12 protein-coding genes are annotated in these 21,109 nt (G+C 65.3%); 9 read left to right on the top strand and 3 right to left on the bottom strand.

Translation table 11 applies throughout. The features are described 5' to 3' along the window. Window positions 1-23: 23 nt before the first annotated feature. Both OG474_RS26285 and OG474_RS26290 read left to right on the top strand, forming a co-directional pair. Entirely contained in the window at window positions 24-635 is a 612-nt protein-coding gene (locus OG474_RS26285) for a TetR/AcrR family transcriptional regulator (protein ID WP_405056233.1), read from the top strand. Further along, window positions 632-2,197 (top strand): carboxylesterase/lipase family protein, encoded by a 1,566-nt coding sequence (locus OG474_RS26290; protein WP_405056234.1) that lies wholly within the window; start codon window positions 632-634, stop codon window positions 2,195-2,197. Before OG474_RS26285 ends, OG474_RS26290 begins: the two co-directional genes overlap by 4 nt. Here the strand turns inward: OG474_RS26290 and OG474_RS26295 are convergent. Together OG474_RS26295 and OG474_RS26300 are read right to left on the bottom strand one after the other, a co-directional pair. Beyond that, the gene (locus OG474_RS26295; protein ID WP_405056235.1) at window positions 2,194-3,522 is read right to left on the bottom strand and encodes a hypothetical protein; all 1,329 of its coding nucleotides are present in this window, start codon (window positions 3,520-3,522) and stop codon (window positions 2,194-2,196) included. The genes OG474_RS26290 and OG474_RS26295 overlap by 4 nt on opposite strands. Continuing rightward, window positions 3,519-4,004, bottom strand: coding sequence for a cupredoxin domain-containing protein (locus OG474_RS26300; RefSeq protein ID WP_405056236.1), 486 nt, complete (start codon window positions 4,002-4,004; stop codon window positions 3,519-3,521). Before OG474_RS26300 ends, OG474_RS26295 begins: the two co-directional genes overlap by 4 nt. A gap of 187 nt (window positions 4,005-4,191) precedes the next feature. On the opposite strand from OG474_RS26300, the gene OG474_RS26305 reads away from it, so the two are divergent. The 4 genes from OG474_RS26305 to OG474_RS26320 all read left to right on the top strand — a co-directional run bounded on the left by OG474_RS26305 (window position 4,192) and on the right by OG474_RS26320 (window position 7,744). Beyond that, on the top strand, window positions 4,192-5,658 hold the full coding sequence (locus OG474_RS26305; protein WP_405056237.1) for a WS/DGAT/MGAT family O-acyltransferase: 1,467 nt from the start codon (window positions 4,192-4,194) through the stop codon (window positions 5,656-5,658). Further along, window positions 5,655-6,173, top strand: a complete 519-nt coding sequence (locus OG474_RS26310) for a DUF6912 family protein (protein ID WP_405056238.1) — start codon at window positions 5,655-5,657, stop codon at window positions 6,171-6,173. The genes OG474_RS26305 and OG474_RS26310 overlap by 4 nt, the downstream gene beginning before the upstream one ends. Before the next feature lie 7 nt (window positions 6,174-6,180). Further along, window positions 6,181-7,107: a Ku protein gene (locus OG474_RS26315; protein WP_405056239.1), complete on the top strand. Its 927-nt coding sequence runs from the start codon at window positions 6,181-6,183 to the stop codon at window positions 7,105-7,107. A 184-nt stretch (window positions 7,108-7,291) separates the two neighbouring features. Then, on the top strand, window positions 7,292-7,744 hold the full coding sequence (locus OG474_RS26320; RefSeq protein WP_405056240.1) for a VOC family protein: 453 nt from the start codon (window positions 7,292-7,294) through the stop codon (window positions 7,742-7,744). On the opposite strand, the gene OG474_RS26325 is transcribed toward OG474_RS26320, so the two are convergent. After that, window positions 7,741-10,329, bottom strand: a complete 2,589-nt coding sequence (locus OG474_RS26325) for a YfhO family protein (RefSeq protein WP_405056241.1) — start codon at window positions 10,327-10,329, stop codon at window positions 7,741-7,743. The genes OG474_RS26320 and OG474_RS26325 overlap by 4 nt on opposite strands. A 234-nt stretch (window positions 10,330-10,563) precedes the next feature. On the opposite strand from OG474_RS26325, the gene OG474_RS26330 reads away from it, so the two are divergent. Genes OG474_RS26330 through OG474_RS26340 form a run of 3 tightly spaced genes read left to right on the top strand, consistent with a single transcriptional unit; the run spans window position 10,564 to window position 20,800 of the window. After that, window positions 10,564-14,034: a LamG-like jellyroll fold domain-containing protein gene (locus tag OG474_RS26330; protein WP_405056242.1), complete on the top strand. Its 3,471-nt coding sequence runs from the start codon at window positions 10,564-10,566 to the stop codon at window positions 14,032-14,034. Beyond that, a complete protein-coding gene (locus tag OG474_RS26335) occupies window positions 14,031-20,324 on the top strand; it encodes an RHS repeat-associated core domain-containing protein (RefSeq protein ID WP_405056243.1) in 6,294 nt (2,097 codons plus the stop codon). Before OG474_RS26330 ends, OG474_RS26335 begins: the two co-directional genes overlap by 4 nt. Then, window positions 20,321-20,800, top strand: coding sequence for a hypothetical protein (locus tag OG474_RS26340; protein WP_405056244.1), 480 nt, complete (start codon window positions 20,321-20,323; stop codon window positions 20,798-20,800). Before OG474_RS26335 ends, OG474_RS26340 begins: the two co-directional genes overlap by 4 nt. Window positions 20,801-21,109 lie beyond the last annotated feature (309 nt).

Consider the following 21,109-nt stretch of genomic DNA (forward strand, 5'->3'; position numbering starts at 1 on the left):
CCTGCCTATGGTAGAAATTACCTGTGCAGGTAAAAAGGTCGGTCACTGCTGAGGCTCGGCGTACCCAGATCATGGCCGCGGCCGTGGAGTGTCTGGTCGACCTCGGCTATCAACACACGTCGTACGCGCGGATCGCCGAGCGGGCCGAGCTGAGCAGTACTCGCCTGATCTCGTACCACTTCACCGCCAAAGACGAGCTGATGCAGGCCATCGTCGACCGCGTCTTCGATCGCGCGAAAGCCGCGATCCGGCCCCGGATGGCCGCGGTCGACGCGCCCGCCGAGAAGATCGCCACCTTCATCCGGGCCAGCCTCGACTGGTACGCCGCCGACCGGCGTGAGGTGCTCGCGCTGCGCGAGATCTGGAACAACTTCCGCGATCCTGACGGCCGCCTGGTGCTCGGACCGCTCATCCACGAGCCGGAGTACGAAGAGGTCATCGGCATCTTCCGCGCCGGCCAGGCCGCCGTCGAGCTCCGCGACTTCGACCCGCGCGCGATGGCGGTCGCCCTGCGCTCCACGCTCGGCGGCGCGTCCGAGCAGATCTTCACCCACACAGACCTCGACGTCCCCGCCTACGCCGAGGAGCTCGTCGCGCTCTTCGACGCGGCCACCCGAAAGGAGATCTCCGGATGATGAAGTCCCGGTTGATTGCTGGAGGCACCGTTCTTGCCGCGCTCGCCGCGGTGACACTGGCCGGCCCGTCGGCAGCCGAAACCACCAGCGGTCCAGTCACCCTGACCGATCGCGGTGCAGTTCGCGGTGTTGACCAGAACGGAGTCCGCACCTTCCAGGGCATCTCGTACGCCGCGCCGCCGGTCGGTGCCCTGCGGTGGAAGGCGCCGCAGCGTGCAGCCGTCTGGACCGGCGTACGGGACGCGACCAAGCCGGGGTCGAAGTGCGTGCAGCTCGATGGCAGTGGATCCGAGGACTGCCTGTTCCTCAATGTCACCGCGCCGACCAAGCCGAGCCGTCCGCGGCCGGTGATGGTGTGGGTGCACGGCGGTGCGTTCACGATGGGCTCGGGGAGCGACTACGACGCCGCGAAGCTCGCCACCCGCGGTGATGTGGTCGTGGTGACGATCAACTACCGGCTGGGCGTCTTCGGATTCTTCGGTCACCCGGCGCTCCAGGGTGAAGGTGATTTCGGACTGCAGGACCAGCAGGCCGCGCTGCGCTGGGTGAAGCACAACGCCGCGTTCTTCGGTGGTGACCCGGGCAACGTCACGCTGTTCGGTGAGTCCGCAGGCGGGATGAGTACCTGTTCACAGCTGACCGCGCCGGCCGCGAAGGGCCTGTTCGACAAGGCGATCATCGAGAGCGGCTCCTGCCGGACCCGGTTCCCGGCCAACGGGTTGTATCCCACCAGCGGTGTCTACGACCCGTGGCAGCCGACCGCCGACGTCGAGGCCGGTGGGGCCGAGGCGGCAACAGGCCTCGGCTGCGCGACCGACGTACTGGCTTGTCTGCGGGGTAAGTCGACCGCGCAGCTCGCCACCGCCGACCTGATGAACTCGTTCTCCTTCGTTGCCTACGGCACCAAGACGCTTCCGGAGAAGCCGTCGGCCGCGCTCGACGCCGGCCGCTTTGCCCGGGTGCCGGTGATCCAGGGCACCAACAAGGACGAGATGCGCCTGTACGTCGGTGGAGCGCTGGCGAAGAAGTTCGAGATCACGCCGGACATCTATACAGAGTTTCTGCTGCACGGCGCATTCCCGGACGACGTCGCTCGGGTCGCAGCGGTCTATCCGGGGCCGGACGGCGATACGGCGGCGCTTGTCTGGGCAGCGGCGCTCACCGACGCGGGCTGGACCTGTCAGGCGCTCAAAGCTGATCAGGCGCTGGCGAAACACGTACCGGTCTACGCCTACGACTTCGCGGACCGGTCCGCTCCCAACAGCACAGGGCTGGAGGAGAACCCGGCCTTCCCGTACGGCGCTCACCATGGCTCGGAGCTGGCCTACCTGTTCCACCTGGCTGACCTGAACCCTGAGCAGACCAAGCTGTCCGACCAGATGGTCGACTACTGGACACGGTTCGCGCACACGTCGAACCCGAACCACCCTGGTGGCGTCACGTGGCCGCGGGTCACCCCGCACGGCGCGCAGGCCCAGGAGCTGGGACAGCACGCCGTACGGTCGATCAACCTGTCAGATGCGCACAACTGTGGCCTCTGGGCCACGGTGCCCTACAACTAAGACGAGAACAGTAGGAGAAGTCCCCCTGCGGTGTAGCCGACCATGACGATCAGCAGGGGGAGCTGACCGGCCAGAGCCTTGTGGCGGGGGAACAGGGCGACGGCCCGGTCGTGGGCGGAGATGACGCCGAGCAGGTGGCCGCCGACCACGGCCAGCACCTGGATGACCGAGATTGCTGAGCTGTGGTTGGTGATTCCGGTGTTCACCGCGAGCAGTCCGGTGCCGAACACGTTGGCGCCGTTGCTGAGCGGATCACTCAGGTAGATGAGCGTCCGCTGCCCTTCCAGAATGAACAGCGTCAGATAGTGCGCGATGACATAGCCCAGCGCGATCGGTACGACGGAGTGCGCGAACAGCCCGGGCAACGTCGTACGGGAGCTGTCTGACAGCCGCCCGGCGAGCAGGGTGGCACCTGAGTACGTGACGAGCACGAAGAGGATGAACACGATCAGTGCGGCTGTGCCGAGCCAGGTCATCGAGATGTCCTGGTTCTGCGCCCAGCCGATCCACGCTGACGAGTTCGAGAAGCCGTCGTACGCGGTAGAGCCCAGTAGCGCGGCCACCATGCCTACGAGCCCCGGTTGCGCCTTCAGGCCGTCCAGGTTCTCCAGCGGACGCCGTACGACCAGAGAGCCGTCGGTCCGGCGGCCCCATGGGGACAGGCGGGACATCAGCGTGGCGTAGACCTCGAACGGATCACCGGTCGCGAACCAGCGGTCGCCGAACAGGATCGCCCCGAACATGATGATCACTACGTAGAGCGCGATCCATGCCTGCAGCACCGGGATGGTGGCGCGGTCGGGGGCGACCAGCTCCAGCCAGGTGAACGCGAAGATGCCCAGCGCGGCCGGCCAGAGCCCGAGCCGCGGCGACAGCGTCAGCACGCCCTTCGAGGGCGGTTGCCGCAGGAGCTTGCAGAGCAGCAGGTGCAGGGTGCGCAGTGGGTTCAGCGTCCGCCAGACGGGGCCGAGCAGGATCGAGATCGGTACCAGGCCGACCCAGAGCAGGATGTAGATGAAGCCGAAGATCGGGTTCGTCAGCCGGTCCACGCCGAACACCAGCGAGACCATCGCGTACAGGAAGATCGCCAGCCCGACCAGCCGCACCAACCAGCGGAACCACCCCGCGTCGACGGTCCGGGTGATTGCAGTCGGCAACGGCTTCCCGGACTCGTTACCCCGGTACTTCGGCGTCCGCCAGGCGAGCCCGAGTACGACGAACGAGACCGCGACGGCGACCGCCGCACCGCCGACCGCGAGGCCGAACGGTACGGGAAGGTCCTGCCGGCCGCCGATCCCGTGCAGCGGGAGCAGCAGCGGGGTCACGAAACGACGAGCTTCGCGACCAGCTTGCCGCTCTTGTGCGTCTCGACCTCGAAGGTGCCCTTCATGTCCGCGGTGAACTTCACCTGCACGGGCTTGCCCGGGGCGAGCTCGAGCTCCTTGTCGTAACCGTGGATGTGCAGCTCGTCCTCGGCGTCGCTGACCGCGGTGACGAGCACGGACTGACCGGCCTTCACCTTGACGGTGGCGCCGCTCGGGTTCACCTTGCCGTTGGCAACGGTGACGGCGAGCGTCACGTCGGCCTGGTCACCGGACGGGTCGGCCGTGTTCGAGGGGCCGGACGAGTTCGGCTTGCCCGGGGTCGGCGTGTTCGTCGGTACGTCGGACGGAGCCGTTGTCGGGGCGGTCGTCGGGGTGCTGGGGGAGCCGCCACTACTGGATTCGTTGCCACAGGCGGCCAGGACGAACACGGCCAGAGCGGGCAGGAGTGCGGTGGCGGTGCCGCGAGCGATCGTCGAACGCATGGGTCGAGGGGCCTTTCAAAGGGTCTGTTCAGTTCTCAGGGTGCGGGACGCACCCTCTTGCCTGACGAACACCGAGGACTCAGTGTTCCCGGCCGTGTTTTCTCTTCCCGGCCAGTGTCGCAGCCCACTGTCCGGCGGGGCAGCTAGGGTGACGGAAAGCTATCCGCCAGAGAGGAAGGTGACATACATGCCCGACCGGCTGTCATCGCTGGATCTCACCTTTCTCAAGGCCGAGTCACCGGCCACCCCGATGCATGTCGGCACGGTCGACATCTTCGAGCCGCCGGTGCACGGTGACGACGAGTTCGACTACGAGAGCCTGGTCGCGCTGATCCGGGACCGGATCGCCTTCGTGCCGCGGTACCGGCAGCGCGTGCAGCAGATCCCCGGCCGTTTCGCCGGCCCGGTCTGGGTGGACGACGAAGACTTCGACATCACCTTCCACGTACGGCGCTCTGCCCTGCCCCGCCCGGGCACGCACGCCCAGCTGCTGGAGCTGGTCGCCCGGATCATGTCCCGCCGGCTGGACCGGGCGCGGCCGCTGTGGGAGATGTATCTGGTCGAGGGACTGCAGGGCGACCGGTTCGCGATCATCGCGAAGTCGCACCAAGCGCTTGTCGACGGCAACAGCACGGTCGACATCGGCCAGGTCGTGCTCGACGCGACCGCCAAGCCGAACGAGACCCCGACCGACACCTGGCAGCCCGAGCACCCGCCGTCCGCCCTGGAGCTGCTGCTCGGTGTGTTCACGGACGCGACCAAGCACCCGACGGCGGCCCTGGAGCTGGCGCGGGCCGAGATGGCCAGCCTGACCGGTTCGACTTCGGTCCGCGAGGTCCTTGGCGGCGTGGTCGGCTCGCTGGCCGCGCGGCAGCACGCCCAGGAGAGCTCGCTGCACGTGAAGACCTCGGGTCAGCGCCGGTTCACCACGGTCGAGACCAACCTCGAGGACTACCGGACGGTCCGGGCCATGCACGGCGGCACGGTCAACGACGTGATCCTCGCGGTCGTCGCGGGCGCCGTCCGGGCTTGGATGATGACGCGGGGCGAAGGCGTCGGCCCGACCCGCCACGTGCGCGCGGTCGTCCCGGTCAGCATCCGCGACGACGATGACGAGGAGCCGACCTCGCTCGGTTCCCGCGTGATCGCCTCCGCGGTGACGCTGCCGGTGGGGGAGAACTCCCCGGTCATGCGCCTGCACCAGATCTCGTACCAGACCAAGGTCCACAAGGACACCGGTCGTGCAGTCAGCGCCCGCTCGCTGGTCGGCATCGCGGGCTTCGCACCGACCACGCTGCACGCGCTGGCGGCCCGGGTCGCCACCGCCACGGTCCGTCCGATCGACGATGTCGTGATCACGAACGTGCCCGGCCCGCAGTTCCCCCTCTATGCCCAGGGCGCTCCGATGCTCGCGTCGTACCCGGTGGTGCCGTTGATGCCCGGTCAGGGCCTGTCGGTCGGCGTCACGTCGTACGACGGCAAGGTGTTCTACGGGCTGAACGCGGACCGCACCGCGATGCCCGATCTGGCTGTTTTCGCCCAATGCGTGACCGATGCCCTCGACGAGTTGGTCGACACCACCAAGGGCAGCCGCAACCGGGCCTCCCGGGGACGGAAGAAACCCCGCAGTACGACGAAGAAGGCGGGTCAATGAGGGTCTACATCCCATCCACGTTGCGGCTGCTCGACGAGGCCTGTCACGCGGGCGAGTTCGGCCCGCAGCCGCTCACCGTGTACGCCGTGACCCCGGCGCTGCGCGAGTGGTACGCCGAGGGCGAGGACGAAGAGCTCGAGTACGCCGCGATGACCCAGGCGGCCCGGGCCTCGGTCGGCCTGCTCGCCGACGACCCGGGGACCCCGCGCCGCCGGGTGGTCGTGTCCGCCGAGGTGAGCGCGATCCCGCCCGCCGACGGGGTGGCCGAGCTCGGTGACGCCCGGCTGGAGCTGCACGTAGTCGTGCCGTGGCGCTCGGTCGCCTCGGCACATCTGGACGAGCCCAGAGCCACCGAAATCGTCGCGAAGGCCGCAGAATTGTGGGCGGCGGCGCAGAACGGTGACGACGACGCCGTCTTCGCCCTCGACTCGTGCGAGGGTGAAGACCTGATGTGGTACGCGACACAGGAGATCCCCGATCTGCTGGCCGCGGAGGGACCCCGCGGCAGACTTTAGGGAGCTGATGACCATGCAGGCCATCTGGAAGGGCGCCATCTCGTTCGGAATGGTGACGATTCCGATCAAGGTGTTCTCGGCGACCGAGGAGAAGGACATCTCCTTCCGCCAGGTGCACGTCGCCGACGGCGGCCGGATCCGGTACAAGCGGATCTGCTCGATCGACGGTGAAGAAGTGCCGTACTCCGACATCGGCAAGGGCTACGAGATGCCGGACGGCCGGATGATCGTGCTCGAACCGGACGACTTCGCCGACCTGCCGCTGACCAGCAAGAAGGTCATCGATGTCCTCGAGTTCGTGCCGGCCGACCAGGTCGACCCGCTCTACCTCGGCAAGTCCTACTACCTGCAGGCCGACGGCGGCCCCGGCGCCAAGCCGTACGTCCTGCTCCGCGACGCCCTCGAGGGCTCCGAGCTCTACGCCCTGGTCAAGGTCGCGCTCCGCTCCCGCGAGAGCCTCGGCCTGCTCCGCACCGTCGACAACATCCTGATCCTCCAGGTCATGCTCTGGCCGGACGAGATCCGCGACGCCGCCTTCGCGGCCCCGCCCGAAGACGTCGAGATCCGCTCCCAGGAGAAGGCCATGGCCTCCTCCTACATCGACACCCTGCGCGGCGAGTTCGACCCCGAGCAGTACCACGACGAGTACCGCACAGCCCTCGAACAGGTAGTCGAGGCCAAGGCCGCCGGCGTCCCACTCCCCGCCGACTCGGAAGAGGAAGAGACCGAAGGCGCCGAGGTAGTAGACCTGGTAGCCGCCCTCCGAGCCTCCGTAGAAGCCGCCAAAGCCCGCCGAGCCGCCACCGGCGAAGCCCCCGCCAAGAAGACGGCGAAAAAGGCCGCCGAGGCCAAGAGCCCAGCCAAAAAGACCGCCGCCAAGAAGACGACGGCCAAGAAAACCGCCGCCAAGAAGGCCACCAAGAAGTCCGCCTGACCACAGCCCGGTCCGGCGGCCCACAACCCGCCGGACCGGCACCACCAGGTTGCTGGTGTCTTGCCACCCAACCCTCGCGTTCTGGAGTTCAACCCCCTCGCGTTTGGGGATTTGGCCCCTGCGTGTCTTGGGATTCAGGGGCCTCGCTTTCTGGGATTCGGGCACTCAACGGAGAGGTAAGGGCATGACTGAACGAACAGAGGTTCCGAAGGACCTCTCCGAGATCCCGGTAGACCCGGCGCACCCTCTGGTCGCGCCGGGCGCCTACCTGCTCGAGCTCATCCCAATGCCGGTCGCCGACGTAGACCGAGCCAAGGTCTTCTACGCCAACCAACTCGGCTGGACCTGCGACGTCGACATCAGCCCGACCGACGGCGTACGGATCGTGCAGTTCACCCCACCAGGCTCCTACTGCTCGATCCTCCTCTCCACCGGCCTCCCCCAAATGGACATGCCCGTCGGCTCCCAACGAGGCCTGCATCTAGTGGTGAAGGACATCGAAGCAGCCCGCCAACAACTCCTAGCCCGCGGCGTAGCAGTCACCGAAACCGAAGACCTAGGCGGCGTCTACTACGCCTGGTTCCCCGACCCCGACGGCAACACCTGGGCCCTCCAACACATGCCCTGGCGCGCCTAACCCCGACGACGCTCGAGCAGTTTGAGTACGGCGGCCCCGGCGAGGAGGGCGAGCATGGCGGCGGCTCCGACCAGGAGACCAAGCCGGAGACCGGCCGGGTGGTAGACGCAGGCGACGCTGGTCGCCTGGGTGCCGACCGGCACGGCCATCAGACCGCCGACCTGGACTGGTTTGCGGGCTGCTTGACCGTCGATCTGGCATTGCCAGCCCGGTGACAGGACAGTCCCCATCACTACACGGCCCTGCGTGCCCGGCGTCAGCTTGACGTCGATGCTGTGCCCACCGACGTGGACGTCCGCCGGCTGGCTCTGCTGGAGCCGAGTCACGGCCAGGTCGAGTTTGCCACGGTCGAGACAGCCGATGGCTCCGGACGACGGCAGGTGGGTCGAGGCCGATGTGCGGAGCCGTACGTCGAAGGCGCCGCTCGTGCTGGCCGAGCCGACCGGGGTCAGTACGCCTCCGCTGTAGGTCCCTGGACGCTTCCCCAGCGGTGGCGGTGGCAGGAGTGATGTCCACCGCCCGTCGACCAGCGCGGCCCCGGCGAAGGTAGGTCCGGAGAGATAGAGTTCGGAACCAGGTGCGCACTGCCCGGTGAGCCGGAACTCCGCCGGAGCCGCCGTACCCGCAGGCAGCTTGATCGACAGCACACCAGAACGCCGGCCGGTGAACGCGAGCCCGGATCCGGCCGTGGGCACGACCGTCAACTTCGGGATCGCATAGACGTCACCACCGAGCGCGGTCTCCTGCAGGCCGAAGGACCCCGGATCCGCCGAGACCCAGGTCTTGCCCGGCCGGACCGTGACGAGTGGCGACGCCGAACTCCGCACGAGGCGCAGTCCGCCCTGACCATCGGCCTCGACACGTGCCCCGACCGAGAAGATCGCATCGATCACCGGATTGGCGGGATCGATGATCGCCCGCCCGAACGCCCAGTACCCGAAGCCGAGATTGATCAGCTCTTCCGACAGTTCGTTCGGGATCGTCGAGCTGTAGTACTCCGGCCCTTCCCCGCCGATCAGCATCGGATCGTTCACGGTGCTGACTGCACCCGCCGACACCCGCTGCCGAGGCCAGTCCTGCGCTGACAACACCAGAGCGCGTGCCTGCTCTTGTCGCGGACCCCAGGCCGGCGAGACGGGGAACGTCTCCGCTCGCGCCTGGTCGATCGCGTACGTCGAAGCGGCCACCTCGCCCAGCACAGCCACCACGAGCACGGCCGCGGCCACCCGCCCAACCAGGCGCGACGGCCGCCAACGCCAAGCCGCCCAGATCAGGACAGTCAGGATCAGCATGACCGGCACAATCACGTGGGTGACCGCAGTCGTTGACGACGAGCCGAAGGCGACGCCGTACAAGGCCATGACGAGCACCACCGGTACGGCGATCGCCAGCACGCTCCGTGGTCCCGCGGCCAGTGACATCCAGCCGATGATCACGAACATCCCGGCGACGATGAACGCCTGCCGGAACGGGTTCCCGTTGGGGGAGTCGAAGCCGTGCCAGATCTCGTGGGTGATCCGGACCTGCATGCTCGCGATCGTGAGCACGACCAGAGCCGACCAGATGATCCGCTCGCGCCGCACAATCCCGTAATTGAAGGGGAAACTCAGCGCCGCCAGCAGTAGCACGGTCCCGACCGCGAGCCCTGGGTTCAGCCCGACTCCCTCGGAGCCGGGCAACAGGCGGCCGAGGAACGACAGCCAGCCGATCGGGTGGAAGGTCTCGTCCGGGCTCGGCCGGGCATACCCGACCGATTTGAAGGTCGGCACCAACAGCGGCGCCGACAGCGCGATCCCGGACAGCACAACGACCAGGCAGCGCAACGACCCGATGAACCGGTCTCGCCAGGAGCCGCCGTCGGGATCCGACAGCACCCGCGCGATCAGCACCAGCCCCGCGCCGAGCGTGGCCATGTAGACCGTGTAGAAGTGCGAATACCAGAACAGCGCGATCACGAACGGCGCCACCACCAGCGGCAGGACCGTGCGCTTCTGCCGCACCCACTCACACAGCAGACAGATCAGCGGAAACGCGATCAGCCCATACAGCCAGCCCGTCATATAGCCGCCGTCATCGAGCGCCCACCCACAGGTCGCATACGACACCCCGGCCAGCCCCGCGAGCCAGCTCGCCCCGCTCGGGCGCAACATCCGCAGGTACGCCGTCATCCCGGCCGCCGCAGCCGCGATCGCCGCGAGCATGATCACGTACAGCGCAAGGTCGATCCTGTCCCGCGGAAACAGCACCACGATCCACGACAACGCGGCCCCGTTGTAGGCCATGAAATCACCGAGGTACGGCACGCCGTACCCACTGGACCAGTTGAAGAGAAAGTCCCCCGGCGCACCACCGGTCAACACGTCACGCAGGTGGGCATGCATCGGAATGAACTGCTGCCCCAAATCCAAGATGCTTCGCCCATGCGGCCCGAACGGATAAGTCCCGCGGAGCACGCCCCCCAGAATCACCGCAGCCGCCGCGCCCAGCGCCGCACCCGGCACTGCCACCCACCTGCGCCCTACCACCCTGTCACCGATCCTCTGCTCGTCTGCGCGTCCGACCGTACCGGACAACCCGGACAGCATCGCGCCAGAAGTGCCGCATCGCCATCCAGCCGCGTTTGTATGGGTCGAACAGTGCGCTGACCTGCGAGAACACCAATTCCTGGGAGTTGACCAGGAACTCACGGATGTCACTTCGTGCAATTTTGTTGACTCGGAGCGTATCCGCGGGTCATCGTTGGTCCGCTTCTCAACCGCCTTGAGAAGCGCACCTCGGGGGTGCTTGCAGTTCAACTGAGGTGACTTCAGGGGTGAGGTATGTCTTCCAACGGGTGGGTTCTGCGCGCCTTCGCGCGCCCAATTGCTGTTCTTTCCGCGGCGACGGTGATCGCGGCCGGGCTGGTCGGGACGTCTCCAGCGGTGGCTGCCAAGCCACCGGTCGCACCGAAATCGGCCAAGACCGAGGCTGAAGCTTCGCGCTTGGCCGCGCAGTTCAACACCTCGGTCGAGGTGGAAGACAAGCTGACGGAGTACACGCGTACGGTCGCGACTCCGCAAGGCACGCTCCAGGCTGAGGTTTCGAACCAGCCGGTCCGGATGCGTAAGGGCGGTGCGTGGGTCGATCTTGACGCCACGCTCGAGACCCGCGCAGACGGACTCATCGCGCCGAAGGCCTCCGGTGCGGATGTGGTCTTCTCGAACGGAGGCACCGGCCCGCTGGCTCGGTACAGGCTGGACGGTGGAGTCTTCGAACTGAAGAGCCCGTGGGCCTTGCCGAAACCGACTCTGTCCGGGTCCAAGGCGACGTACGCGGCTGTCCTGCCTGGAGTCGACCTGGTCGTCAACGCGACGTCTGACACCTTCAGCTACAACCTGGTCGTCCAGACCCGTGAAGCGGCCTCGAACCCGGCGCTGAAGGCCCTGACCTTCCCAGTGACCACGCAGAACCTTGAGCTCCGTACGACGCAGCCGGGACGTCCGTCGTACGTCGATCGCTCCGGCAAGCAGGTGCTGAGCGTCGGTGAGGCGTTGATGTGGGACGCAGCGAGTGCCAAGTCGACGGCAGGTTCGAAGAGCAAGGCCAGCTCGGCTATGGCGGTCGAGGAGGGCCCGTCTGCGGAGTCGAAGCACGCCTTGATGCAGTTCGAGGGCAGCGCGGCAGGGCTGACGGTCAAGCCTGATCAGACGATGCTCTCGGCCGCTGACACGGTCTTCCCGGTGGTGCTCGATCCGACGATGGCTCTGACCAAGGACCGGGTGGGTTGGACTGCGGCTTGGGAGTTGTACCCGGGTACGTCGTTCTGGAAGACGGAGCACAGTCTCGGTGTCGGTTTCGAGGGTTTCGAGCAGAGCAAGATCGTCCGCTCGTACTACCAGTTCACGACCTCGTACTACACGAACAAGAAGATCATCAAGGCGTCGATGTCGGCGTTCGAGACGCACTCGGCCAACTGCACCCCCAAGGGGATTGTCCTTTCGCGGGTCAAGCCGATCTCTCCGCGCACGACCTGGAACAACCAGCCTGCTGTCGAAGCCGACGTCGATTCGAAATTGGAAGCCAAGGGGTGGAGTTCGGCCTGCCCGGCCGGCTTCGTCGAATTCGATGTGACCGCCTCGATACAAGCCACTTCGAACGCGAACCTCACGTCGACCAGCTTCCGGCTGCGTGCGTCCAACGAGACGGACAAGCTCGCCTGGAAGCAGTTCGACGCACGGTCCCAGTTGCACGTCGAGTACGTCGCCCTGCCGTTGCCGGCGACCACCATGGGTGCGGCGGCCCCGAGCGACTTCGCGGATATCTGCAGGCCGGCGAATGATCCGACCGTCGTGGCCTCCAAGCAGCCCGAGGTGTTCGCCGCGGGCAAGGTGGGTTCGGGTGACACCAGTGCCCGGGTCTATGTCGATTTCCTGATCCGCGACAACTTCAGTAATTCCTATACGCTGCGGAGTGGGTTGGCATCGCCGGGTGTCGTCCAGAAGCGCGCGCCTGGATTCAACCTGGTCGAGGGCAGGCTGTACACCTACAACGCCAGGACCGCCTATCCCACACCCGCCGGGGAACTGGTCTCGGCGTACGCAGGCCCGTGCTTCTTCAAGGTCGATACCACTGTTCCGCCGCCTCCTACGATCAAGGCGACCTACAAGGGCCAGGAGGTGCAGGACTGTCTCACCAGCGCGGATCCGAATCATTGCCCTGCGGTGGTTCCGTTCGCTGACAAGGTGACCTACACGATCTCGTCGACCAGCCCTGATGTCACTGCCATCAGCTATGGCTTCAAGGGCCAGACGTTGACCCGGGTCAACAAGAGCTCGGTTACGGTGACCTTGGAGACACCTAATCCGCTCGAGATGGTGCTGGAAGCCAAAACGCATGATGCGGCTGAGCACGCCAGCGGCCTGCGGTCTCACAGGTTGACGGTTGGTCCGGGTCTCCCGGCAGTAGCGGCCTGGAATTTTGATGACGGACCGGGCGGCACCGCAGCGGATTCGGCGGGCAATTATCCGTTGACCGTGACGGACGCCGAGTTCGACGGCAAGGGCAGGGTCAACGGTTCGCTGCTGTCGAACGGTGTCAGCAGCCGCGCAACGGTGCCGGCGACGTTCGTCGACACCTCGAAGAACTTCAGTATCTCGGCCTGGGCTCGTTTGACCGGTACGACGGACAGTGGTGTGGTCACGATCACCGGCCAAGCTGCACGCGGTGGCCAGTTGCGTTACGCGGCGAACATCAATCGCTGGAGCTTCATCCAGACCATGACGGACGAGCCCGCACAACCCCAGGCCAGGGTGAATTCGCAGGCCCCGCCGGTCATGAATGCCTGGACGCACCTGCTCGGTGTCTACAACGCCGCGACCAAGGAGATGACGCTGTACGTCAACGGCAGGTCGCAAGGAACCGTGAAGTTCAGCCAGACACCGTGGAAGGCGACCGGCCGGGTCGAAGTGGGCTCGGTTCGGGCCGATCCCGTCGAAGGACCGGGGATCTTCCCCGGTTCGATCGACGAAGTGAAGATCTTCCAACGCCTCGTTCCGCCCGCTGAGGCAAGAGAACTCGCCAACCCGCGCGTCGACCTGTCAGGGAGCGACAACCCGATCGCGGCCCTGGCGGCCAACTATCCGTTCGACGCGACCGCCGGTGGCAAGACTCCGGACACTGTGTACGGCTCGGATCTCACCGTCTCCGGCTTCGCTGGCACCGACCAGAGCGCGGCCATCACCGAGGACGACGATCGCGGAAAGGTTCTGACGGGGACCGGGCAGAGCGCCCAGAGCGTCTCGATCGGACGTCCGCTGGTGGATGCCACGGGAAGCTTCACGGTCCTGGTGTGGGTCAGGCTCGCGGACGCGTCGAAGAATCAGGTGATCGTGCGGCAGGCGGGTACGACGAAAGACTCGTGGCGGCTGGAGTACCGGCGACTTGCCACCGACGAAGACGCGCAATGGGCGTTCATCCGAACCACTGAAGACTCCGCGACCGGTAAACCTTCCATCCCAGCTGTCCAGGCCACGACGATGACGGCGGCAACGGAGGAATGGACGGCGCTGGCGGCTCATTACGACGCCAGGACCGATCAGGTCTTCTTGAAGCTCGCCGACCGTTCCGCGGACGGCAGCGTTGCGGACTTCACCTCCCCGTTCGGCACCGGTACCACGGTTGTTGGTAAGCCGCCGGCGGATGCCACCTACGTTCCGTTCACGGGCTTCCTCGACGATCTGCGCGTCTACGCGGGCGTCGTACCGGATGCCGTGTTGTGTACCGAAGCCGGAAAGGCGAGCTGCTCCTTATGAAGCGAACTATGCGCAAACTCAAGGTCCGTAGCCTGCCCATCTTGCTGGCCCTGTCGCTGACCGCCGCCGTGGCGGTCGTCGGCCCGACCAACTCCGCCGAGGCCCGGGACAAATACCCGAATGCCCCTAAGGCGGCCAAGCAGAAGAACACGAAGGTCAAGCCGTTCAAGACGGTCACCCCGCCACCTGTGGTCGATCCGGCCCAGGCGGCTGCGGACGCAGCCAAGGTGGCGAGCACGCCGATCAACTGGCCGCAGGCTGGGCATCAGTCGATCACGCTCGGGGCGCCGGACCTTAAAGCCAAGGGTGTGGTGGCCGCCAGTTCGGCGAAGGCCGGACAGGGCGTGACCGCTGACTTGGAGTTTCTCGACCAGGCGTCGAGTGCACGGGCAGGCATCAGTGGGGTGCTGGTCAAGGCCACAGCGACGAAGTCCGTACCTGACGCGCGGCTGACGTTCGACTATTCCGGTTACGCGAAGGCCTTTGGTGCCGACTGGGATCAGCGGTTGCAGGTCATCGCCTTGCCTGCTTGTGTTTTAACGACGCCGAGTGCGCCCGGTTGCGCGACGAGTACCCCATTGCGGACTCAGAATGATGCGGCCACGAAGACTGTCACTGCGACCGCGCCGCTGAGCCCGCAGCAGTCAGTGTTCGCGGTCACGGCGGGATCGGAGTCCAGCACGGGCAGCTACTCGGCTACCCAGCTGTCGGCGTCGTCGAGCTGGTCGGGTGGTGGGTCGAGTGGTGACTTCACCTGGTCGTATCCGTTGCGGGTGCCGCCGGCGGCCGCGGGCCCGACGCCAAGTCTGGCTTTCTCGTATTCGGCGCAGTCGGTCGACGGACGTACCTCGGCGACGAACAACCAGGTCTCCTGGGTCGGCGAAGGCTTCGACATGACCGAGTCGTTCGTGGAACGCAAGTACACCAGTTGCGACGAGGACGGTGACAAGGCCACCAATCCCAACAAGGGCAAGTACGACCAGTGCTGGAAGTACGACAACGCCACGCTGACTCTTAACGGGAAATCCACCGAGCTTGTCCGCACTTCCGGCGGAGACACCGGCGCGAGCACGTGGAGGCTCAAGAACGACGACGGCTCGAAGGTCGAACGGTTGGTCACGACGGTCCTCAACGGTGACTCCCGCAAGGAGTACTGGATGGTCACGACGACCGATGGAACCCGGTACTACTTCGGTAAGCATCAGCTCAAGACCGGCATGAACAAGTACACCCAGTCGGTGTTCACCGTCCCGGTCGCAGGAGACGACGCCGGTGAGCCTTGCCACCAATCGACCTTCGCTGCATCGCTTTGCACGACCGCGTGGCGTTGGAACCTCGACTACGTCGTCGACCTTCACGGCAACGCGATGTCGTACTGGTACACCAAGGAGGTCAACAACTACGCGAAGAACGGCGTCGCGTCGCCGGGCGCGCCGTACGTGCGTGGCGGCTATCTGAACCGGATCGACTACGGCCTGAGCGACAGCACCCTGTCCGACGCGACGGTCGCGCCGCAGCAGGTTGTGTTCACGTCCGCCGAGCGCTGCTTGGCAAACTGTTCGACCTTGACCAGCACGACCAAGGCGAACTGGCCCGACGTGCCGTTCGATCAGATTTGTGAAGGGACGACGGCCTGTACCAACAAGGTGTCGCCGACGTTCTTCACTCGCAAGCGGCTGTATCAGATCGAGACCAAGACGATGGTCGGGTCGGCTCTCCAGTCGGTCGACCTCTGGCAGACCAACCTGACGTTCGAGTCGAACGGTGACACCGCCAGCAAGCCGATGTGGCTGAATGGCATCTCGCACACGGGTAAGGCCGGCACGGCGCTCAGCATGCCGGACGTGACCTTCGCCAAGGTCGGGTTGGCCAACCGGGTGGATGGCACCGGCGACGGGCCGTCCGGCCTGGTGCGGTACCGGATCCACGAGATCAACACCGAGACCGGCGCCAAGATCATGGTCAACTACGCGCCGAAGGAGTGTGTGTCCGGCGTACATCCGGATAAGGACACCAACACCAAACGCTGCTACCCGGCCAAGTGGACTCCGCCGGGCGAACAGGAGCGCGAAGACTGGTTCCACAAGTACGTGCTCGAGAGCGTTGTCACGGCCGACGCGATCGGCAACGGCGCGATGATGACCACCCAGTACGTGTACTCCGGCGGCGGCGCCTGGCACTACCAGGAATCGCCCATGCTCAAGGACAACGACAAGACCTGGTCCGAGTGGCGCGGCTACGGCACCGTCACGACCTACACCGGGGACCCGGCGGAGCCGTTGAAGCGATCCAGGTCGGTGACGACGTACTTCCGCGGTATGGACGGCGACAAACTCGAGAACACGACGGCTCGGCGCAACGCGGATGTCAAGGACTCCGAAGGGAAGCTGACGGCTGATGCTGAGCCCCTGGCCGGTAGCCCCCGCGAACAGATCACGTATCTCAACGGGGCAGCTTTCTCGCCCGTACTCTCGGGCACGATCACGGACTATTCCATCGCCGAGAAGGCATCGCAGACTGTTCCTGGCGGTGTGCTCAAGTCCAACTTCGTCGCTGCGTCCGAGACGAGGTCACGCGTCGTCCGAGACGGCCGTTCGGACCAGGTTCGGAGGACAACCACGGCCTACGATCCGGACAACAACATGCCGGTCAAGGTCACGGACTTCGGTGATGCGGCGAAGAGCGGCGACGAGACCTGCACGCTCACCAGCTACGCGAAGAATCCGACGACCGGGTTGATCGCGCTGCCGCTGCGGACTGTGTCGTCGACCGGTGCATGTGACGCGACCTCCGCCACGCCGCCGGAGAACCGGGTTCTGTCGGATGTGCGCAGCTACTACGACGCCAAACCGTTCGGTACGACGACACTCGGTGATGCGACGAGCGTGGAACGGCTACACCACTACACCAACGGGGTCCCGTCGTACCAGACGAGTGGCACCAAGACGTACGACGCGCTCGGAAGGGTCACCTCGTCGGGCGATGCGCTCGGACGGGTGACCTCGACGAAGTACACGCCGGCGCTCACCGGTCCGCTCACCCAGACCGAGGTGCTTGCTCCGACCGTCAACAAGTACGACGGTGCGGCGGTCAACTTCAAGACAGTCACCACCTACCGACCGGAGTGGGGGCTGCCGTCGAAGACCGTTGACCCGAACGACAAGGTCACCGAGATGGCCTACGACGGGCTTGGCCGACTGACTGCGGTGTGGCTGCCCAACCAGGTGATCGCCTCGCCGAAGCTTGCGAACACCAAGTACACCTACACGATTTCGAAGACCTCGGCGTCGTCAATCCGCACGGATTCGCTGAATATCGAGGCGAACGGGTACATCACGTCGTACCAGCTGTTCGATTCGCTACTGCGGCCTCGGCAGTCCCAGTCACCTGGCGCGAATAGCGGGCGGGTGATCAGTGAGACGCGGTATGACTCGCGTGGTCAGACGCTTTATGCCAACAGCGACATCTGGAACGAGTCGGCACCCGCGGCGGTCCTGGTCGACGTACCGAATGCGTCGGTGCCGAATCAGACGTTCAACGAGTACGACGGTGCCGGTCGGGCTGTGAAGTCGACGTTCATGAGCATGTTGCAGCCGAAGTGGTCGACCACGACCGTCTATGACGGTGACACCACGCTCGTGCTTCCGCCTGCCGGCGGTAGCGCTGCGGAGACCGTCACTGACGTCATGGGCCAGGTCGTCGAGCGCCGTGAATACGACGGCAACACCGCGACAGGCACGCCGGACAGTACGAAGTACACCTATGACCTGGCCGGCCGGATGACCCGGATGGACGGGGCAGGCGGAACCTGGACGAACAAGTACGACCTGCGTGGGCGGAAGATCGAGAGCACTGATCCTGACTCTGGGAAGTCTGTCTCGACCTACGACGAGGGCGACCGGCTGGTGTCCACCACCGACTCGACCAACAACACGCTGGTCACGACATACGACTCGCTCGACCGCAAGACTGCGCTGTACAAGTCGGCAGTCGCTCCGGCAAACATGCTCGCGAGCTGGAGGTACGACAGGAGCGGTTTGCTCGGCCAGGCCGCTGAGTCGGCTAGCTACACCAACGGCCAGTCCGGTGCGGCGTATGTGACGACGATCGATTCCCGCAACGTTTTGTACAAGCCGACGAAGATCACCACGCGTATCCCGTCGGTCGAGGGTGCCGAAGGACTCAAGGGCAGTTACTACACGAACTACGACTACAAGCCGGATGAGAAGACGCCGAAGCTGATCTCGTTCCCCGACGGTGGGGGTCTCGGGGCGGACAACGTCTCGTTCGATTACACCCCGCTCGGGTTGCCGAAGCGCATGTACAACGCGGCGGGTGCGACGTACGTCAACAATGCCGAGTACAGCCAGTTCGGTGACCAGACGCTGCTCGACCTCGGATCGAAGCACGACATGGGGATCTCGAACTTCTACGAGGACGACACTCGCCGGCTCAGTCGCAGCATCAGCGGCAAGGAAGAGGTCTTCTCGGACCACGTCTACACCTATGACGCCACTGGAAACGTCCTCAAGGATCACAACCTGGTCGACGGCGGCGATGCCCAGTGCTTCAACTACGACGGCAACCGCCGCATCACTCAAGCCTGGACTCCGGCCAATGCCGACTGCACGCAGGCTCCGAGCAACCTTGGGCTTGGCGGGCCCGCGCCGTACTGGCAGTCATGGACCTATACCCCGATCGGCCTGCGCAAGACGCAGACCGACCACTCCACTGCTGGTGACACCACCAGTACCTTCAACTACAACACCGACCAGCCCCACACGCTGGCCAACGTCACCCAGACGGGTGCTCCGACCAAGACCTATGACTACGACGCTCGTGGCAACACCACGGTGCGCCCCGGCCAGTCCCTGACCTGGAACGCCCAGGGCAAGCTTGCAAAGCTGTCCAGCACCGAGGGCGACACCACGTACGTCTACGACGCCGACGGCAGCCTGCTGGTCCGAAGCAACCCCGGCGAAGCGACCCTCTTCCTCGGCGAGCTCGAGCTGACCCTCGACAAGGCGACCAAGAAGGTCCAGGGCAAGCGTCAGTACGCCTTCAACGGCCAGACCATCGCCATCCGTTCCGACAACGGCACGCCGACCTCGGACATCTCCTGGCTGGTCACCGACTACCACGGCACGTCCCAGGTAGCGGTAGAGGCAGCCACTCTCAAACCCACCAAGCGCTACGCCAAACCCTTCGGCGACCCCCGCGGCAGCCAGGTGGCCTGGCCCGACGACCACAACTTCCTCAACAAACCCGAAGACAAGGCAACGGGCCTGACCACCGTCGGCGCCCGCGAGTACGACCCCACCATCGGCCGCTTCATCAGCCTCGACCCCCTGCTGGACCCCAACGACCCCCAGCAGATGCTCGGCTACACCTACGCCAACGACAACCCCGTCTCCGGCTCCGACCCAACGGGCCTCATGAACGCCGACGACGGCGACGGCGGCGGCGGCTACACCGACGACGACGTCGACGTCATATACCCCTCCGGTGGCGCTAACGACAACCCCAACCCCAGAGGCCCCAACGGCGGCTACGGCGACGGCGGCACCAACCACCCCAAGCAGAAGAAGCACTGGTACGACCGCGTCGCCGACAACGTAACCAACGCCGTCGACCACGCCGGCGACTGGGCCAAGGAGCATGCCTCCGTCGTTGGGATAGTTGCCGGCTTGGCGGTCGGGATAGTCGCAGGCATCGCCTTCTGTGCCGCAACGGCTGGCCTCGGCTGTGTGGTCATCGCGGGAGCGATCGCGGGCGCGCTGAGCGCGGGCACCACCTATGGGACAAGGGTTGCGCTCGATGACCAGGAGACCTTCAGCATGGCGAGCCTCGCGAAAGAGGTGGCGATCGGCACAGTATCTGGTGCGGTTGGCGGAGCCGTTGGCAAGGCGGCCGGAGCTGGCGGGAAAATGCTGCTAGGCAAGGTGCTAGGCCGTGCAGGCAAGGCCGCGGATGAAGTGCCCGATCCTGCTCCCGTGTTCAATGCCAAGGGGAAGCCCGACAGGTCCAGTGCCGCGTATATTAACGTCCGGCGCGCTGACGGAGCGATCGAGACTGTGGGATCACGACCTGGAGGGATGCATGCTGAAGATGTCGCCCAGGAGCTCGAGCCGGGTGGTCAGATGAGCAGGCCTTATGAATGGCGACGGCATAAGCCCACTGGAAACATGATATGGAGACCCAAGAACGTTTGTGATAAGTGCCAGGGAAATTACCCGCAGTCATTGTTTCCGCGAGGTACAAAACCAGATCCTGGAGCGTGGGAACAATGAGCGGTCGCCAAGAGTCCTTGGCGGATGCTGTCATTCGGTCCACCGACTGGGCATCCTTTGAGTTGTTCAATGGCACGGCAGACGGATTTGGGGAGTTGCTTGCTGCCTTCATCGCCGCCGACGAGAGTCGTACGGCTGATGATCTATGGGACACGATGGACAATAGAGTCTTCGCGCAGGATGACATCTTCAGCGCCGCTGAGCCGACAATCGAAGTTCTGCTTGCTGCACTCTCCGAACCGAGGTCCCGTACGGCATGGATAGGAATTCTCGACCTGTTGTTTCATCTCGTGCAGCCGGCCAGTTATCGCGGTGACGAACTCGGAGGGCGATGTCTGATGGTTGCGGCCCAGGGGGGATGGCTTCTGGTCCGGGAGGCGTTGGCGAGCGACGCACTGCTACGAGATGCCTGCCTGGAGATATTGGATATTTGTGCACCTGACTGCGCTCGTGCGATACGCATGGTGCATGGTTGAGCGCTGACCTACTGTGGCGGGAATCAGTATGAACAACATCTCCTTCGTCGTTCGCACTGATTCTCGCTGTGGTGAGGGATTGGAAAAATTAGAGGCTGCCAGGACATGCGAGGAGTATTCGGCGCAGGTTTTCCTTTGCGTGCAACGCAGAGGATGAACTGGCGGAGTGTCGATCACTCTTCGAAAACTCTAGGAATTAATTCGACTGTTCCTGCTAGCCAGCGAGGAGGAGAGTGACTTGCTTGTAATTCTCGAAGTAGTCAGCTCGGCGAATTGGAAAGTAGTGAGGCTGATCTGCGGCTGATGGAA

The organism is Kribbella sp. NBC_01505 (assembly GCF_045040285.1).
Taxonomy (GTDB): Bacteria; Actinomycetota; Actinomycetes; order Propionibacteriales; family Kribbellaceae; genus Kribbella.

Bases quoted from the DNA above. Each gene is read 5' to 3' on its own strand.
- OG474_RS26290 (WP_405056234.1), top strand. From the start codon at position 632: ATGATGAAGTCCCGGTTGATTGCTGGAGGCACCGTTCTTGCCGCGCTC.
- OG474_RS26300 (WP_405056236.1), bottom strand. From the start codon at position 4,004: ATGCGTTCGACGATCGCTCGCGGCACCGCCACCGCACTCCTGCCCGCT.
- OG474_RS26305 (WP_405056237.1), top strand. From the start codon at position 4,192: ATGCCCGACCGGCTGTCATCGCTGGATCTCACCTTTCTCAAGGCCGAG.
- OG474_RS26310 (WP_405056238.1), top strand. From the start codon at position 5,655: ATGAGGGTCTACATCCCATCCACGTTGCGGCTGCTCGACGAGGCCTGT.
- OG474_RS26315 (WP_405056239.1), top strand. From the start codon at position 6,181: ATGACCATGCAGGCCATCTGGAAGGGCGCCATCTCGTTCGGAATGGTG.
- OG474_RS26320 (WP_405056240.1), top strand. From the start codon at position 7,292: ATGACTGAACGAACAGAGGTTCCGAAGGACCTCTCCGAGATCCCGGTA.
- OG474_RS26325 (WP_405056241.1), bottom strand. From the start codon at position 10,329: ATGCTGTCCGGGTTGTCCGGTACGGTCGGACGCGCAGACGAGCAGAGG.
- OG474_RS26330 (WP_405056242.1), top strand. From the start codon at position 10,564: ATGTCTTCCAACGGGTGGGTTCTGCGCGCCTTCGCGCGCCCAATTGCT.
- OG474_RS26335 (WP_405056243.1), top strand. From the start codon at position 14,031: ATGAAGCGAACTATGCGCAAACTCAAGGTCCGTAGCCTGCCCATCTTG.
- OG474_RS26340 (WP_405056244.1), top strand. From the start codon at position 20,321: ATGAGCGGTCGCCAAGAGTCCTTGGCGGATGCTGTCATTCGGTCCACC.